The following is a 17,871-nucleotide window of genomic DNA, read 5'->3' on the forward strand; positions in this document are numbered from 1 at the left end:
TCTTTTTACTGGCTGTGTATAAGTTAGTTTGCTGCGTTTTTAAGCAGCGGGGCCGTCATAAAAATGCTAGGGTGATGTCGTTCTGTAACCACTTAGTACGGCAAACAATTTGTTGGAAAATACTCCATTAAAAACAGCTGAACAATTACTGCAACGTTGTCAAAGTATTGCAGGCCTTACCCTTGGTCAATTGGCTGGCCAACTGCAGATAGACGTACCTGCAGATTTGAAGCGGGACAAAGGTTGGGTTGGTCAGTTGCTTGAACTTGCGCTGGGTGCAGAAGCCGGCTCTCAGGCATTGCCGGATTTCCCGGCACTGGGTATTGAGTTAAAAACCTTACCTATCGATCAACAAGGTAAACCGCTGGAAAGCACTTACGTTTGTGTAGCACCGCTAACCGGAATCACCAGCCAAACCTGGCAGCAATCATGGATCTGCCAGAAACTGCAACACGTACTTTGGGTACCCATATTAGCGGAACGACAAATCCCTCTGGCTGAGCGGGTTATTGGCTCGGCTTTTTTGTGGCAGCCCTCTGTCACTGAACAAAAAGCCCTACAGCAGGATTGGGAAGAGTTAATGGAATTAATAACCCTCGGTGGTATTGATCAGATCCGCGGCGCCCATGGCAAGGTCTTACAATTAAGACCCAAAGCAGCCGATAGTAAAGCACTAACGGCTGCAGTCGGGGCCAATGGTGAACCGATTCAAACCCTGCCCAGAGGTTTTTATCTGAAAGCCAGTTTCACTGCGGCCATTCTAAACCGCCAGTTCAGTCTGGCTAAACACTAATCCTGATAGCGCTGGACAATTTGTTGATATAAACCATTTTGTTTAATAGCCGCTAACCCCCGGTTGAACTCAGCCACCAGCTGCTCCTCTACCGACACTTTACTGAACATCACGTATACGTCGTTATTGCCTAATGTTATCTGATGCGGCTTAATAAGTTGATCCAGCCCTTTACGCCGAAGTATCGACGCGGCAACAAAGCTGTCTTCCAGTAAACCGTCAATTTCTTCATCCAGTAAACGCGCCATGTTCATTTCACTAATGATGGCACCGATAAACTGCGGCCGAAACTCAGTAGAGGCATAAAGCTCTGCGATTTCATCACCGTAGTAATACTCATTGACGATGCCTAATTTATGACCAGAATTAATGAACTGCTGGATACTGGCTATTGGCAATTCAACATCGGCGGCTCGAACATAGAGTGAGAATTGCTCCTGACGATAGGGCTCAGAAAAATAGGCAAATGTCTGGCGATCTTCAGTAACAGAGGCTCCCAGTACAAAATCTATTTTACCTTCACGCAGCAAGCCCAGCAGTTCAACCCAGCTACCCTGGACAATATTCAGTTCACACTGCATCTCTGCGGTTACTGCTCTAACCAGCTCGATATCAAGCCCGGTGACGGTATTGCCTACCGTCATATACTGGTAGGGCTCCCATGCGTCAAAACCCATCGTCAGAGAGCATTGCGGCGGCACCGCGGACATTCGTTGAGCCTCTGGCTCTGCGGGTGTTGCGACTTCGGGTTCAGAAACGGGTTGACAGGAAATAACCATTAACATGGCAGCTAACGAGACTAAAAGCTTGATAGACTTCATAAATCACCTCATGGCGCTATGACTTTATACAAGCTTAGTGCAAATTGCTTTTTTTGCGCAGCCGGGTTGCAACTTATTCCGGCATTTTTTCTGATGTGCCTGCATTTAGCTTTGCCGGCATTTTAAAAAGTATCTGCCACAATGATTGCCGCCGCTGTTTGCTGCGGGCTTCAGACCACATCCGGCGCCATTCATAAAAAGTAATAGTAATCGGATTAGTCGAGTTAAAATCATCAGTAATACCATACCGGCAGGGCTCATCGGTTTGTTCAGGGACAAAAGTACCAAACAGCTTATCCCAGATAATCAGGACTCCGGCAAAATTACGGTCGATATAAATCTCGTTGCAGGCATGATGCACCCGATGGTGCGATGGCGTATTAAAGATGTGTTCCAACACACCGAGCCGGCCAATGGCCTGTGTATGCACAAAAAACTGGAAGGCTAAATTAAGTGCAACCACGGCAAATACCAGCGTCGGATCGTAGCCAACTAAAATCATCGGCAGCCAGAACAGCCACATACCAGATAACGGATAAGTCAGGCTTTGCCGAAAAGCTGTGCTGAAATTCATTAGCCGTGAGCTATGATGTGCCACATGCGATGCCCACAGCCAGCGAATATGGTGTGAACCCCGATGAAACCAGTAATAGAGAAAGTCTTGCAGGATAAACGCCAGCAGCAGATTAAATGCGGTGAGTTCAATGCTAAACAGACTATACTGATGCAGCCAGTAAAAAAATGGCATTAGCAGTAACAGCGCCAGCATGTCTGCTCCCTGATGCAATAACGCCAGCATGGCGTTAGCTAAAGTATCACGCCACTGGTACCAGTTTTGTTGCCTGATTACAGCATAGCGCCACTCCAGCACCACGCAGAGCAAAAACACCGGGCTTAACAATAATAAAATTAATTCAACGGGTGGCATAAGTTTTCATCGGCAAAACATTGTCAGCGCACCGGCAGCTCAAAACTGTCAAACATCCGGTCTATTTCCTCCTGGTTACGCAGCAAATTAGCCCGCTCCACCACATCTTTTGTCAGGTGGGGGGCAAACCGCTGGATAAAGTCATACATGTAAGTTCGCAAAAACGCACCTTTCCTGAAACCAATCTTAGTCGTAGATGCTTCAAAAAGATGTCTGGCATCCAGAGCAACCAAATCTTTATCTAACTGCGGATCAATCGCCATTGAGGCAATAACCCCTACCCCCAGGCCTAATCTGACATAGGTTTTCAGGACATCAGCATCAGTTGCAGTAAATACGATACGGGGTTCCAGGCCTTTAGCTGCAAAAGCGCGGTCAAGCTCAGAGCGACCGGTAAACCCAAAGACATAAGTGACGATAGGATGCTGTGCCACGTCTTCTACGGCGACTTTACGTCCGAGCTGAGCCAGCGGATGATCCTGTCGGACAATAATACTACGGTTCCAGTGATAGCAAGGCAACATCACTAAATCACCATATAAATGCAAGGCCTCGGTAGCAATAGCAAAATCAGCTTCGCCTCGTGACGCTGCCTCTGAGATTTGTTGCGGTGAGCCCTGATGCATATGCAGCGATACTTTTGGATATTTCTGCATAAAGCCGCTGATCACCGAGGGCAACGCATAGCGGGCCTGAGTATGGGTTGTGGCAATATTCAGCTTACCCTGATCAGGTAACGTATGCTCTTTAGCCACCGCTTTAATACTTTCTACTTTGGCCAGAATCTGCTGGGCTATTTCAATCACATCGCGCCCGGCTGGCGTAACATGGGTCAGATGTTTGCCACTGCGTCCAAACACTTGGATACCAAGTTCGTCTTCCAGCATTCTCACCTGTTTACTGATCCCAGGTTGCGAGGTATAAAGGCTTTCTGCCGTTGCCGACACATTTAAGTTATGGTTTAACACCTCAACAATGTAACGCAATTGCTGTAATTTCATCTGGCCCAGGTCCGGTAAAGAATGATCACCGTTCAATATACCTGTCTTGTCAGATATTCCAACTAATTTTTATAATTGGCAATGCTATAACTATTAGTAGCAAAAAATCTTAACAACTCCCTGACAGACGTTACTGTCAGGTGCCCGGAGCATTTATGTCTGACACAGCAGAAATCGACTTCGCCACTGTGCTGGCGTGCAGCGTGCACGATATGAAAAACTCACTTTGTATGGTTATTCAGTCGGCAGAACTGATCCAGGCAGAAGGCAGTAAACTTTCTGATGACGCCCGCGAAGAGCTGGCTCTGCTAAGTTATGAAATAAACCGGCTTAATTCAAATTTGTTGCAGGTGTTATCGTTGTATCGGCTGGATAGGCAACAATTACCGGTGCAAATCGATCAGCATTACCTGAATGAGCTGTTTGAAGAACTATTACTCAAGAATCAGTATTATGCCACCCAACGTAACATAGAAGTCGTGGTGAATACCGCTGACGATTTAAACTGGTTTTTTGACCGTGATCTGATATTAAACATTCTGAACGATGCAATTGCCAATGCCCTGCGTTACAGCAGCAAGCAGATTCTTGTCAGTGCAGAGATTATTGACGAGAAGTTACATCTCGTTGTTGCCGATGATGGCCCTGGATTTCCTGACTTTATGTTACATAACGGGGCGCCTGATATGTATAAACTTGATTTACGTCAGGGCCACACCGGGCTTGGTATATTTTTTGCGAAATTGATTGCCCGGGCTCATCACAATAAAAACCAACGAGGCACGGTAAAACTGCAAAATGACGGCGAGCTCAAAGGTGGCAGTTTCAAGCTAACCTTACCCTGATTGTCAGAAAACTGTTCATTACCATCAATTCAGATTACTATAATTTATAAACGCGTATACGATCAGAGGTCTGCATGTTGTTACCCATTATCATCTCGCTAATCGTAGCTTTGGTGATTATCGCTGTTGTCGTAAATGTTGTGCAACAACACAAAGAGCGGATAGCCAGCCTTAAGCGCGCGGAATTCACTAAATTACGTCATTTGCTTGATGACACGGAAGATATGCTGGCAAATACGGCTAACGTGCCTTTTACCCCGGCAATTATGACCATGCTGCTAAAACGGATAGCTTTTGCGTTATCTGCCATGGTTGAACTGGATCCGGGCGCCAGAGAGTTAAAACAACGGCTACAAGAAACGCAGAACAGCCTGAACACACCGCTAAACCCAGATATTTCAGGGAATGAAAACCTGACCCTGCCCGACAACGATCAGCAACTAATTGGCTTAATACGCGGCATCAAAAAGTTACGTACCACCCTGCGCAGTGAACATGCCAGAGGCATTATCGATACATCTACTGTTATTGCCGAAGACAAAAGGCTGGAAACACTCCAGTTACGTATTAATGTTGAAAGCCAGATTAAGCGTGGCAAGCAGGCCCGCAGTAATAACATGCTTGGCTCAGCCAGACAATATTTTGAAAAAGCCCTGACCTCGTTAAACGGCAGCAGCCATCAGGACGAGTACGTCGTTAGTCGCAAAGCCGAAGTGGTGCAAACTCTGGAGGATATTGCCACTGAACTTAAGGCAGGCAATTTGCGGGATCGGGAAAAGAAAGAAGAAAAAGAAAACAAAGATATCGACGAGCTGTTTGCGCCTAAACGTAAATGGTAGGCAGTAAAAATGGCACCTTAGGGTGCCATTTTTTATTGCTGTATTCGCTTGGTAACAAGCTGCCTATTTTGCCGTAGACTTATCTTTGCTGGAGACAACCCATTTGCCGTTTTCATACCAGGCGGCCCAACCTGTAGCTTTACCGTCTTTTTCTGTCATAACATACTGCTGTTTGGTTTTGCGGCTCCAGCGGATAATACTGGGATTACCCTCTTTGTCTTTAACAGGTGCATCGGCAAGATAATAGAACTTTGGTGATATCCGCTCGCGAAACAATTTCAGCTCACTGACTAAAGGTGCCCTGGTTTCCCGTGACTTGGGAAAGGTAGACGCAGCGAGGAACAAGCCAGCAGCGCCATCGCGCAGTACAAAATAGGCATCCGATTTTTCGCATTTCAGCTCAGGTAAATGAACCGGATCTTCTTTTGGCGGCGCAGCTTCACCACTGCGCAGCAGTTTTCGGGTGTTTTTACACTCGCTGTTATTACAGCCAAAGTACTTACCAAAGCGGCCCGATTTTAACTGCATATCACTGCCGCATTTATCACACTCAATCAGCGGGCCTTCATAGCCTTTAATCTTGAAACTGCCAGCTTCCAGCTCATAGCCATCACATTCCGGATTATTACCACATACATGCAGCTTGCGCTGCTCATCGATCAGGTAACTATCCATGGCCGTACCGCACTTAGCGCAACGCTTCTTCTGACGCAGCGCTTCGGTCTCTAATTCGTCCTCGTCCGTTACCTTCACTGCCTCATCCCCTGGTAACAGGTTCATGGTTGTGGTGCAACGTTCTTTGGGTGGCAGATTATAGCCAGAACAGCCCAGAAATACGCCGGTAGAAGCGGTGCGAATGCCCATTTTACGGCCACAACTTGGACAGTCGATATCCGTTAACACAAACTGATTAGCACGCATGCCTCCCTGTTCAGGGTCCTGTTCGGCTGTTTTCAATTTGTCTGAAAAACCGGTATAAAAGTTATCCAGCTCTTTACGCCATTGCCGTTGCCCTTTGGCTATATCGTCCAGGGTCAGCTCCATATTGGCAGTAAAATCGTAATTCATTAAATCGTCGAAATTCTCTACCAACCGATCAGTGACAATTTCACCCATTTTCTCAGCATAGAAACGTTTGTTTTCAACCCGGACATAACCCCGGTCCTGAATAGTTGAAATAATAGCGGCATAGGTTGAAGGCCTGCCAATTCCCCGTTTTTCTAATTCTTTAACCAGACTGGCTTCACTGAAACGTGCTGCCGGTTTAGTGAAATGCTGAGCGCTTTGTAATTGTTGTAATTGTAATTGCTGGCCTGTTTTTACATCTGGCAGCTCATTGTCTTCTTCACCTTTGCGTTTAACTGCCGGCTGCACCCGGGTCCAGCCGTCAAAACGTAACACCCGCCCTTTGGCTTTCAATTCGAAATCTGCTGCCGCTACGGTAATATTAGTAACATCGTATTGGGCTGGCGGCATTTGACAGGCCACAAACTGGCGCCAGATTAACTCATAAAGTTTACGGGCATCCGCTTCCATATCGCCGAGATCACTGGCAAGCACAGCAACATTTGAAGGTCTTACCGCTTCGTGCGCTTCCTGAGCATTTGCCTTACTGCCGTAACTAATCGGTTCTGCGGTCAGGTAATTTTTACCAAACTTGTCATTTATATAGTCGCGGCACGCACTGACGGCCTCAGCACTAAGATTAGTAGAGTCGGTACGCATGTAAGTAATATGGCCGGCTTCATATAACCGCTGTGCCAGCATCATGGTTTTTTTAACGCCATAACCTAAACGGGTGCTGGCTGCTTGTTGTAATGTCGAGGTAATAAACGGCGCCTGAGGTTTGCTACTGCTGGGCTTGTCTTCCCGCTCTTTAACTTCATAGCTGGCACCTTTTAAGCGCTCAAGAGCAGTGTCAGCCTGCTTTTGATTAACAGGTTTAAATGCTTTACCGTTTTCCCGCACGACATCCAGCTGCAAAGGTTGTTTGCCATCAGTTAACGTATCAGCAGCCAGAGTCCAGTATTCTTCGGGAACAAAAGCTTTAATTTCCCGTTCCCGCTCCACCACCAGCCGCACAGCTACAGATTGCACCCGGCCAGCGGATAAACCACGAGCTACTTTTTTCCAGAGTAATGGCGAGACCATAAAGCCCACAACCCGGTCTAAAAACCGGCGAGCCTGCTGCGCATTCACCTGATCAATATTAACCTGACCAGGCTCAACAAAGGCATTAGTGATAGCGGATTTAGTAATTTCGTTAAAAACCACCCGCTTGAATTTGTCTGGTTGACCGCCGATAATTTCCTGTAAATGCCATGCTATGGCTTCTCCTTCGCGGTCCAAATCCGTTGCCAGATAAACGGTGTCGGCTTTTTCTGCCAGCGCTTTAAGCTCCTTCACCACTTTTTCTTTACCCGGCAAAATCTCATAGCGGGCCTTCCAACCGTGCGCCGGGTCAATTCCCATCCGGTCAACCAGCGCTTTATAATCCTTTTCCTCTTTGCTCAGGCTTTTATCAGTTGTACGAGCTTTATCTTTGCTACTGCTGGTTGGCAGATCGCGTATATGGCCAACGCTCGATTTAACGACGTAATCGTTTCCTAAATATTTATTTATTGTCTTTGCTTTTGCCGGTGATTCGACTATTACCAGTGATTTCGCCATCTTAAAACCTGAATTCCCTAACTTTAGCTGCCTTTTGGCCGCCCTTTTTTAACATATATCCGCAAACCGCAGTTGTGACAAGTGAATAAACTCATTATTATGCAATCCGGGCCATTTTACAGACCCAACGGCTATTTGATAGCCAACTCCTAAATGAAGCATAAAAAAACATAAGCGGCCGCAATAATAATAAAAACAGTGCCCCTTCCAACAGAAGGATATAAAGCAAAAATGAAATACTTTGAAGCAAATTTCGATGGTCTGGTAGGACCAACCCATAACTATGCCGGCTTGTCAGTCGGCAATGTTGCCTCTTTATCTAACGCTAACAACACTTCCAGTCCAAAACAAGCAGCCAAGCAAGGCTTGCAGAAAATGAAGGCACTGCACGATTTAGGTTTAGTGCAAGGCGTGCTGGCTCCGCAAGAGCGCCCAGACGTTTATACCCTACGCCGGCTCGGCTTTACCGGTTCAGACAGCGACATCATCGCCACTGCAGCAAAACAGGCACCGGCGGTATTCCGGGCAGTTTGCTCGGCGTCCAGCATGTGGACCGCAAATGCCGCTACGATTTCGCCCAGCGCCGACACCAGTGACAATAAGGTACATTTTACTCCGGCAAACTTAACTAATAAGTTTCACCGTTCACTCGAACCGCAGACTACCGGTAGAATATTACAGGCCATGTTCGCTGATTCTGCACACTTTTCGCATCACCAACATTTGCCTGATAACGACCACTTTGGTGATGAAGGTGCGGCGAATCATACCAGATTATGCAGCGACTACGGCAAAAAAGGTGTTGAGTTGTTTGTGTTTGGTCGTTATGCGTTCGATCAATCAAAGGCTGCACCTAGACGCTACCCTGCACGCCACACACTCGAAGCCTGTGAGGCTGTCGCACGCTTACATGGGTTAAGTAATGACAATGTAGTCTATATGCAACAAAACCCCGATGTGATTGACCAGGGTGTATTTCATAACGATGTAATAGCAGTGGGTAACCAGAATGTGCTGTTTTATCATCAGCAGGCTTTTGTTGATACCCAAAGTAAACTGGATGAGCTCAAGCGTAAATTTGGCAATGACAGTGAATTATTTCTGATAGAAGTGAATGATAACGATGTGTCGGTGCAGGAAGCAATCAGTACTTACCTGTTTAATACTCAAGTTATCACCCTGGCCAATGGTGAAATGGCTATTATAGCGCCAACTGAATGCCAGGACAGCCCGGCGGTAAGCCGCTACCTGGCAGATCTGACCGGTCGTGGCACGCCTATTAAGCATGTCCATTATTATGATGTGAAACAAAGCATGCGTAACGGTGGCGGCCCGGCCTGTTTAAGGTTGCGGGTAGCGTTAAGTGAACAGGAGCACCAGGCAGTGAACCCACATGTGCTGATGAATGACCAGTTGTTCGCTACGTTAAATAATTGGGTTGATAAACATTACCGGGATCAGATTTCAGAAGCAGATTTAGCCGACCCACAGTTATTAAAAGAATCCCGCGCAGCGCTGGATGAACTGACTCAGATCTTAAACCTGGGCCCGGTTTATCAGTTCCAGCGGTAAGATAGAACAATTAAAAACGGATAAAAAAAGGGAGCTTAACTAAGCTCCCTTTTATGTTTGACAATTACCCTGCTATGGCGCAGTTCTGAATAACCCCAAACGGGTTGCTGGCAGGTTGCGACGTCTCTGTGGTTAGGTCATCTGCAGCGGTTGGTAAGCCGTATTCTCTGAAGCTTATATTTTCCGTACCCGAAGCAAAGCCTGATACCTGTAAGCGAACGTCTAACCAGCTACCTGCATCCTGCGGGTAAGTAAGGTTAAAAGTTGCTATACCATTGGCATCTGATGTCACTGAACCTGGTGCTACCACAAAATTACCCGGCGTAAGCTGGCCATCAAAGTTGATATCCTCTCCGTCATCCAGGATACCATTGAAGTTCGCATCCTCTGATACACAACTTATTGGTGTACTAATGGTAGGAGTGGACCCTGAAGTAGTCCAGTTTTTAAAGGTAAGAGGCGCTTCTGGTGACTTAACCCAATATCCCTTTCGGTAGTTAATTGACAGCACAGCAACATTCAATTGTTGCCCTGACACTGCATTACCAGAGCTGTCCGTAACGATAACTGAAAACTCTTTAGCATAGGTGCTAGCGCTTGGTTTAGTAATAACATTACCGGTACCAAAGCGGAAGAACAGTGTACGCTGACCAACGGCAATATCTGTTTCATCAAAAACAGTGTTGTCGGTTTGCAGGCTGGCTTTGATCACCAGGTTTTCACCGTTTACGCCACCACCGGTTGTGGTATCGGCAGTAAACACAGTTGATGCCACACCCTGCGAGTTGGTTACTGCAGTTCCGGTACTGATAGTACCACCGGCAGCGTTGTTTAATGAAAACACTATAGTTTCATTTTTCACAGGGTTGTTATGGTCATCCCGCACAATAGCTCTGATAGCACTGGACTCACCTACGCCAATTTGGGCGGGGAATGCCTGTGCTTCTATCTGAGTAGGATTAACAGCAACAAATTCAATGATCTTTTTAGCGCTAACCGCATTTTCTCCCTCGCCCCCCAGCGCACTGATAGTAGCCAGACCGGCAAACTGAGAGCGGATAAAGGCACTGGCCTTACCTTCTGCATCTGTCATATCTTCAGATGTCACGCTATTTGCAAGGTTTGCCGCTGCATCGGCAATAACACCACGAGTGGTATTAAAAGTTACACCGGATGATGCTGGCGGAGCATTATTTACTTTCCACTCAACCGCAACTTCCTGAGCGCTGTTTAACGGCACTTCCTGTATCGGCTCACCCGCTAATACATTGTCATCACCATCAACCATCGCTAAAAATGCAAACTCATCGGCACTGATATTAATAGTGGCACTATTTGTCACGCCTAACGCTGTTACTGTTAATGTATCAACACCGCTATTAGTCGCAGTATAAGTGAGGCTAGCTTTACCGGCACTGCCGGCCGTAACAGGACTGGTATCGCTAAGCGAATTGCCAAGGGCAGAAGTTACCTCAATTACCGTTCCCTGAATACCAATACCATTAGCGTCGGTAAGGAATAAATCTATGGTAGAGGCATCAGCAAGCACTACCGAGCCAGGCGCAGCTATATCGATACTGGTGCCGACAACCGCAACAATAAGCTCGGCGCTTTGCTGTTGAACACTTGCAGTTACCGTTACCTCACGATTACTTTTATTGGTTTGGGACGTTAGGATTGCTTTAGCCACCCCATTTTCACTGGTAACACTATCAGTTTGCACTAATTCACCGGAATCAGTCGCAAAAGTAACCGGAATACCTGACAACACCACATTGTTGGTGTCGCGGACTAAGGCTGAAAGCTCAACTTTACCTGAGGCGCCGGTGCCCAGCTGCAACGTATCGGCAATCAGTGACACTGATCCAATCGTAATATCGACCTGATCCCCGCCATCACCAGCAGAATTAAAGACGATACTGGCGGTTACCTGACCAAAACTGGCGTTGACCTGGCCTGCGCCAGAACGGTTACCAACATTCAGGGCAATAGTTGCCACCCCTTCGGCATTCGTCGACGCTGAACCCGTATCATTACCAAATGTGGCCAGCCCATCACCGGATACTTCAAACGTAATAAGTTGATTCGCAACAATGCCGTCGTTAGTTGCACTTAAAGTTGCGGTAACAACCAATGGTGTGTTTTGCGAAAGGTTATTTGTTTCAGTGCCAGCCGCATTGGTTAGGGTTAGTCCAAGGGTAAACACCGGAGTGTTGTTACCTGAACCACCGCCGCCACTGTCGCCGCCACTGCCCAAGGTACCACCGCCACCACAGGCGGCCAGCGATGTAATCATTAATGCAACAAGTAGTTGCCGGATGTTTCGCATGAAAACTCTCCCTAGCTGTTTTTTATATATAGTTTTTGTTAATTGCATCTTAAACCATTAATTATCACTACGTCACAGCAATTTTCAAAAAAATTTTAGTCAAGCCTGCACAATAGCTTCGCAAACTGATAGTCTTAAGCAAATTTCGCACTGATATATAACAAAAACAATGAGCAATAATCGTAAATTGGGACTCACTGCCCGGATCGTTATCGGCATGGTAGCCGGTATCTTAGTTGGCTTCTTTTTCAAAGCTATTTTAGCAGGACAGGAGGAACGTGTCCTCAGCCTGTTTAGCTTAAGCATACCTCTGAAAGCCTTTTTCGTTGATGGTATTTTTCATGTTGGTGGCGAAATTTTTATCGCCAGCCTGAAAATGTTGGTAGTACCACTGGTTTTTGTCTCATTGGTTTGCGGGACCTGTTCACTGTCTGACACTTCTACGCTCGGCCGGCTGGGCGGCAAAACAATAGGCCTCTATCTTATAACGACCGCGGTTGCGATTACTCTTGCTATGACAGCCGCTATATTAGTGGCTCCTGGTGAGGGGATTGACCGCCAATCCGATGCCAGCTTCGATATTTCCGAAGCCCCCTCGCTGGCACAGGTATTTATCAATATTTTTCCCAGCAATCCAATTGAGTCGATGGCACAGGGTAACATGCTGCAAATTATTGTCTTTGCCGTACTATTCGGTATTGCCATGGCGTTAAGTGGCAAACCGGGTGAGCGATTGGCAGCGGTATTTAATGATTTAAGTGACGTCATCATGAAGCTGGTTACCATATTGATGAATTTGGCACCCTACGGCGTATTTTTTCTGATGGCTAAGTTATTCACTACTCTTGGCTTTGAGACCATTATCAGTCTGGCAAAATATTTCGGCGTCGTGCTTACAGTTCTTATTTTCCATGGTTTGGTAAGTTACAGTGTTATTTTAAAATTACTTACCGGCCTGAACCCGCTTATGTTTCTTCGTAAGATGCGCGATGCAGCCTTATTTGGTTTCAGCACGTCCAGTAGCAACGCTACCATGCCGGTAACGATGGAGACTGTTACTAAGAAGCTTGGAGTGAAAAACAGTATAGCCTCTTTTACTGTGCCATTAGGCGCTACTATTAATATGGATGGCACTGCTATTATGCAGGGCGTGGCGACGGTATTTATTGCTCAGGTATACCTGGTCGATTTAACTATCGCTGATTATCTGATGGTGATCCTGACTGCCACACTAGCCTCAATTGGTACCGCCGGGGTACCAGGGGTTGGTTTAATTATGCTTGCCATGGTGCTACAGCAGGTTGGCTTGCCGGTTGAAGGTATCGCGCTGATAATAGGTGTTGACCGGCTGTTAGACATGACACGTACCGCAGTAAACGTAACAGGTGATGCCATGGTGTCGTGTATTGTCGGTAAAAGTGAAAAGCAATTTGATCAGGCAGTATTTGACGATGCTGGCGCCGGCGTTAAAGAGGAAAGTGTCGATTTCCATCATTTACGTTAATGCCATTATCGCCCTGGCGTTAACAATGTTCAGGCAAAAAACAACAGGCTGAAATCAGCCTGTTGCCAGTTTACTGCTATTACTAGTATGGTCATTTATTAGTTTGTTATTAACGCTGCCAGTTATGCTGCACCAGCTTTTGCCACCATAGCGAAAACACATTAGCCGACCCCATTCCTACTTTCTCTGCCAGACCCTTTCTCAGCTGATAGCTAACCTTGAAAAGCCGGTGGCTCGACATTTTGTTCATCAGATAGTTGTCACTGGTTTGAATAGCATCAACTAACTGTAATTCCAGGGCTTGATATCCAAACCAATGCTCGCCGGTTGCGACTCGTGCTACGTCCAGTTGCGGCCGGTGTTGCTGCACAAAAGTTTTAAACAACACATGAGTTTCTTCCAGCTCCTGCTGAAACTTCTGCCTGCCCTTTTCAGTATTTTCACCAAACAGCGTCACTGTCCGCTTAAATTCGCCAGCCGTAAACTGTTCAAAGTCGACATGGTTTTTCTGCAGTAATTTGTGGAAGTTTGGCAGCTGGGCAATCACGCCTATTGATCCTAATATGGCAAAAGGAGCCGCAATAATCTTGTTACCGATACAGGCCATCATATAGCCGCCACTCGCCGCCACTTTATCCACTGCTACTGTTAATGCGATACCTCGCTGGCGGATCCTGTCAAGCTGTGATGCAGCCAATCCATAACCATGCACCACACCACCACCACTCTCCAGACATAGCAAAACTTCGTCCTCTGGCTTAGCAATTGCCAGCAAGGCTGACACTTCCTCGCGCAGTGATTCAGTCTCTCTGGCATCCATAGAGCCATTGAACTGAAGCAAAAATAAGCATGGTTGCTTATCTGCCTGGATTTTCGCTGATTTTTGCTGTGCTTTTTGCCAGTGTTTAAAAGCCTTTTTATCTAATAAACGCTGTTGTAAATCTGCAGTTTGCTGCTGGTAATGTTTACTCAGATCCGTAAATTCAAGCTGGCCTTTCTTTGCTTTTGGTTTATGACTGGCATTAACCACAATACCAACCACCAGCGCTATAGCAAAAACAATAGTCGCCACCTTCGCCAAAAACATGCCATATTCCATTAAAAATGCCAAAGTAATACTCCTGTTTGTCTAAATAAGCTCATTCTATCCTGATTCTTAAAAAGAAAAAGCCCGGCGCCATAAGCCGCCGGGCTTTATTTAAGCTATAAGGCTTAGTTGCCGCTTGCTAATACAGCGGGGTTTGATACCAACAAGCCCTGACCTCTGTTTAGGAAGAAGGTTACACTCTGGATTTGCATTTCCTGTGTCGCAGCAAGGCTGGCTGCCGGGCTTAAAATTGAGCTGTGGCCACCGGCACTGAAACGGGCGATAGCGTTAGTGCCATTCAGGGCAATACCACCAGCGTTAGCTGGTACACCAGCAGCACCGATCAGACGGGCCAGTGGCTCAGTGCCTGCTAACGGCATTTTACCTGCTGCCAGTGCTAGCAGTGGGTTGAAGTAACCGTTTGGAATAACCTGATCTGGCAGATTGCTATCATCATCACCAACAACCTCAATCATATATACCGGCGTTTCACTGTTAACCAGACGCTCAGCATAGTTATTTGGGTCACCAGCATCCGTTACCGTCTGCGCGGCAAACGCGAACTGAGAAAAGGTTGCAGAGACTCTTGCCTGCTGCGCAGCATTAGCTGGCTCCATCAATGTAACCAGATAATCATTGACCACCGGTGCCGCACAGGCAGGATAGGTTGCCGCAGTCTCGGCAGTTGGCACGCCACAATTGGTGTTACCAACAACGTAGGTAACAAAGTGGCTTGTTAACTCACCACCTGCTCCCAGCATGACGCTGGCTTTGATCAAAGGCCCGAATGCCGCAGAATCAAGCAGGAAATTTGCCACCGCACCACCTGGCATCGCAAGCACTGCAGTTTCAATGCTATACAATGCATCTAACTGTGCACTACCAGTGCTGGTATTTGCCAGAGCTACCATAGAGGTACCGGAAATACCGCCCAGCGAATGGCCTAAAAACTGCACCCGGCTGGTGTCTAAATCGACGCCCTGCGCAAAATTCAGCGCCAGACGTAACGCCAGCATATCGGCAATACTTTGCCGCAAGTTGTCGCGGGTAACTAACAAATTGCTCAGGTTCATATAAACCGTAGCATTGCCACCACTGGCATTTAACGGACCAAAACCACGATCACCATGCAGTGGGTGGTCGATTGCAACGGTGGCAAAACCCTGAGACGCCAGAGTGCCGGTGATTGCCAGCATGTCTGAACGTCGTGAAGTAATACCGTGTTGCAAAATAACAACAGGCCAACCCGCTTCAGGCATTGGAATAACATTCGCATCAGGCACTGTCATCTGCACATCAACAGTCTGGTAACCATTAATTTTCGGAATAGTGTTAAATTTGGTCAGGTGCCGCGCCGGATCAAGGCCTAAGTCGCGTAATGCGCCACCACTAAATGCCTGACAAGCACCATCATTTTCAGAGACTGGTGTCTCTGGTTTCATTTCCGGTGGCACTGCCGCAATAATCGCACCACTGTCACAACGAGCCATCCAGCGGGTGTTTAATGGCGCAGTTGGATTAGCTTCTGATGGCAGTCCTAAATAATAAGCCAGGTTCATGGTGCCCGTGTAGTAACGGGTAATTGCGAATGCCGGATTATCAGCAAAAAGTGGATTCAGTTGCGAAACGGTGAGGCCAGTATCATTTACAACTAATGGCGAGGGTCCGTAACCTGTTGGCGTAGGTGAGGCCATTAGTTGCTTTAAGGTTGAAAGTACAGCACCCGCAGACTGAGTAGTAATGGCAGCGGTATAAATAATATTATCTTTATTCACACCTTCATCTCTGACCATAACGTTTTCAAAGCTATTGATCACGCCCTGTAACGCGCGCTGAGAAGCGCTGGCCAGTGGCAAGGTAGCGATATCCTGTTTAACCAGTTCATAAGTAGTAGACGGCTTAACCGACTCACCATTACTGTCCTTCAGCACATCGGTCAGCGCCAGCAAGTAGGTTGTTGCACTATCTAAAGGTTTCAGAGGAATAACGGCGACACTGTTGCCACTAGCTGCTGTTACGAAGTCCTGGCCAAACATCAACTCTTCAATAATTTGACAAGCAGCACCACGTGGCACCGCGGTACAAGCTGCTTCCGGCGACATCGGATCGCCCATTAAAGCTTTAAAAACCCTTACTGCACCGGGCGTTTTAGCGCTATCAGCATTTAAAGTAACGCCGGGGGCGAAGCTGAGAGCAATCGCAAACGGATTCTGGGTTGACCAGCCATCCAGCGCACCTAGTGCGGTTTGCGGATTGGTATAATCCGGGCTGGCGCCACTATCGAGGGTTAAAGTGCCGTCAGTCGTCCCCTGAAACAATAAATCGTTAGGCACTGATACCCTACCCGCCGTTGGGTCAAATATAACTCTGGAAGCTGGTGTAACTGCACCCTGCTCAGCAACATCGTCCTTTATATCATCTAATGAATCACCGCAACCGGCCAAGCCGACCGCTGCCGCAACAGCGATACTAATAGCAAGCTTTTTCATAATCTCTCCCCGTCCTTAACGCATATTTTTTTATTGCAAAGCAAAACCTTGCTTTGCTTATTACGAATTCTTTTTAGTTTAAAGTGGCTGCTCATACCGAACAGCTACGACCAGTTAAAGTTAACTCAAAGTCTGCCAGATCGCTAGCGTAAAAATACAGTTGGCAGCAAGAAAGATGCAAAAATTTCATTTTAAGCGTATGCTTGCGCCGTTTTTTAGGGCTAACAGGTTAGATTTTATGGATAACTACACTGCGCCTGCAGAGGCGCTCAAGGGTAAAGTTATTTTAGTTACCGGCGCTGGTGATGGTATTGGTCGCTGCGCTGCGCTGACTTACGCCCGCTATGGGGCAACGGTTATCTTACTGGGAAAGACAGTAAAGAAACTTGAGGCTGTATACGATGAAATTGTTGCCGCCGGCGGTGCTGAGCCAGCCATTGTGCCATTGGATTTAAAAGGCGCTACAGCAAGCCATTATAAAGATATGGCAACAACAATAGAGCGGGAATTCGGTAAACTGGACGGCATTTTGCACAACGCAGGTTTACTGGGAGTGTTAAGCCCGTTTGAACACATCAACCTGGCCAGCTGGCAGGACATTATGCAGATAAATGTTACTGGTGCCATGCTGATGACCCAGGCATTAATGCCGGTACTGAAAAAGGCGCCTGCGGCTTCTGTTGTCTTTACTTCATCGGGGGTTGGACGCACTGGCCGTGCCTACTGGGGCCCTTATGCAGTATCAAAATTTGCAACTGAAGGCTTAATGCAAGTGATGGCCGACGAATACGCTGGCAGTTCAATCCGGGTAAATTGTATCAACCCAGGTGCCACGCGCACTGCAATGCGCGCCAAAGCTTACCCTGGCGAAGACCCTATGAGCCTGAAAACGCCTGAAGACCTTATGTGGTTATATTTGTATCTAATGACAGATGCCAGTATTGCTGAGAATGGCAAATCGCTGGATGCGCAACCAAAATAGCGTAGGTCTTC

General features: G+C 47.0%; 13 protein-coding genes. 6 read left to right on the forward strand and 7 right to left on the reverse strand.

Features of this window, described 5'->3' with window-relative positions; all coding sequences use genetic code 11:
• Window positions 1–109 precede the first annotated feature (109 nt).
• Window positions 110–793, forward strand: coding sequence for a DNA mismatch repair endonuclease MutH (gene mutH / locus H141_RS0114215; protein ID WP_019676951.1), 684 nt, complete (start codon window positions 110–112; stop codon window positions 791–793).
• On the opposite strand, the gene H141_RS0114220 is transcribed toward mutH, so the two are convergent.
• The 3 genes from H141_RS0114220 to cysB form a co-directional block, all read right to left on the reverse strand.
• The gene (locus H141_RS0114220) at window positions 790–1,614 is read right to left on the reverse strand and encodes a substrate-binding periplasmic protein (protein ID WP_026349479.1); all 825 of its coding nucleotides are present in this window, start codon (window positions 1,612–1,614) and stop codon (window positions 790–792) included. The two genes, mutH and H141_RS0114220, sit on opposite strands and share 4 nt — an antisense overlap.
• A gap of 73 nt (window positions 1,615–1,687) precedes the next feature.
• Window positions 1,688–2,542 (reverse strand): sterol desaturase family protein, encoded by an 855-nt coding sequence (locus H141_RS0114225; protein WP_019676953.1) that lies wholly within the window; start codon window positions 2,540–2,542, stop codon window positions 1,688–1,690.
• 23 nt (window positions 2,543–2,565) lie between these two features.
• Entirely contained in the window at window positions 2,566–3,543 is a 978-nt protein-coding gene (gene cysB / locus H141_RS0114230) for an HTH-type transcriptional regulator CysB (RefSeq protein WP_026349480.1), read from the reverse strand.
• Window positions 3,544–3,698: 155 nt separating this feature from the next.
• Here cysB and H141_RS0114235 point away from each other — a divergent pair, with 155 nt between their 5' ends.
• Together H141_RS0114235 and H141_RS0114240 are read left to right on the forward strand one after the other, a co-directional pair.
• Complete coding sequence (locus H141_RS0114235; protein WP_019676955.1) at window positions 3,699–4,388, forward strand: sensor histidine kinase; 690 nt, start codon at window positions 3,699–3,701, stop codon at window positions 4,386–4,388.
• 74 nt (window positions 4,389–4,462) lie between these two features.
• Window positions 4,463–5,227, forward strand: coding sequence for a hypothetical protein (locus tag H141_RS0114240; RefSeq protein ID WP_019676956.1), 765 nt, complete (start codon window positions 4,463–4,465; stop codon window positions 5,225–5,227).
• 63 nt (window positions 5,228–5,290) lie between these two features.
• Here H141_RS0114240 and topA read toward each other — a convergent pair whose 3' ends face one another.
• On the reverse strand, window positions 5,291–7,897 hold the full coding sequence (topA, locus tag H141_RS0114245; RefSeq protein ID WP_019676957.1) for a type I DNA topoisomerase: 2,607 nt from the start codon (window positions 7,895–7,897) through the stop codon (window positions 5,291–5,293).
• 231 nt (window positions 7,898–8,128) lie between these two features.
• On the opposite strand from topA, the gene astB reads away from it, so the two are divergent.
• Complete coding sequence (astB, locus tag H141_RS0114250; protein ID WP_019676958.1) at window positions 8,129–9,469, forward strand: N-succinylarginine dihydrolase; 1,341 nt, start codon at window positions 8,129–8,131, stop codon at window positions 9,467–9,469.
• 64 nt (window positions 9,470–9,533) lie between these two features.
• Here the strand turns inward: astB and H141_RS0114255 are convergent, their stop codons facing one another.
• On the reverse strand, window positions 9,534–11,798 hold the full coding sequence (locus H141_RS0114255) for an Ig-like domain-containing protein (protein WP_019676959.1): 2,265 nt from the start codon (window positions 11,796–11,798) through the stop codon (window positions 9,534–9,536).
• Between the two features lie 169 nt (window positions 11,799–11,967).
• Between H141_RS0114255 and H141_RS0114260 the strand changes: the two genes are divergently transcribed.
• Complete coding sequence (locus H141_RS0114260; RefSeq protein WP_019676960.1) at window positions 11,968–13,302, forward strand: dicarboxylate/amino acid:cation symporter; 1,335 nt, start codon at window positions 11,968–11,970, stop codon at window positions 13,300–13,302.
• 109 nt (window positions 13,303–13,411) lie between these two features.
• On the opposite strand, the gene sohB is transcribed toward H141_RS0114260, so the two are convergent.
• The gene (gene sohB, locus H141_RS0114265; protein WP_019676961.1) at window positions 13,412–14,413 is read right to left on the reverse strand and encodes a protease SohB; all 1,002 of its coding nucleotides are present in this window, start codon (window positions 14,411–14,413) and stop codon (window positions 13,412–13,414) included.
• A gap of 101 nt (window positions 14,414–14,514) precedes the next feature.
• Complete coding sequence (locus tag H141_RS0114270) at window positions 14,515–16,878, reverse strand: VolA/Pla-1 family phospholipase (protein WP_019676962.1); 2,364 nt, start codon at window positions 16,876–16,878, stop codon at window positions 14,515–14,517.
• 238 nt (window positions 16,879–17,116) lie between these two features.
• Here H141_RS0114270 and H141_RS0114275 point away from each other — a divergent pair, with 238 nt between their 5' ends.
• Window positions 17,117–17,860, forward strand: coding sequence for a YciK family oxidoreductase (locus H141_RS0114275; protein WP_026349481.1), 744 nt, complete (start codon window positions 17,117–17,119; stop codon window positions 17,858–17,860).
• Window positions 17,861–17,871: the final 11 nt, after the last annotated feature.

Source organism: Arsukibacterium perlucidum DSM 18276, assembly GCF_000382165.1.
Lineage (GTDB): Bacteria > Pseudomonadota > Gammaproteobacteria > Enterobacterales > Alteromonadaceae > Alishewanella > Alishewanella perlucidum.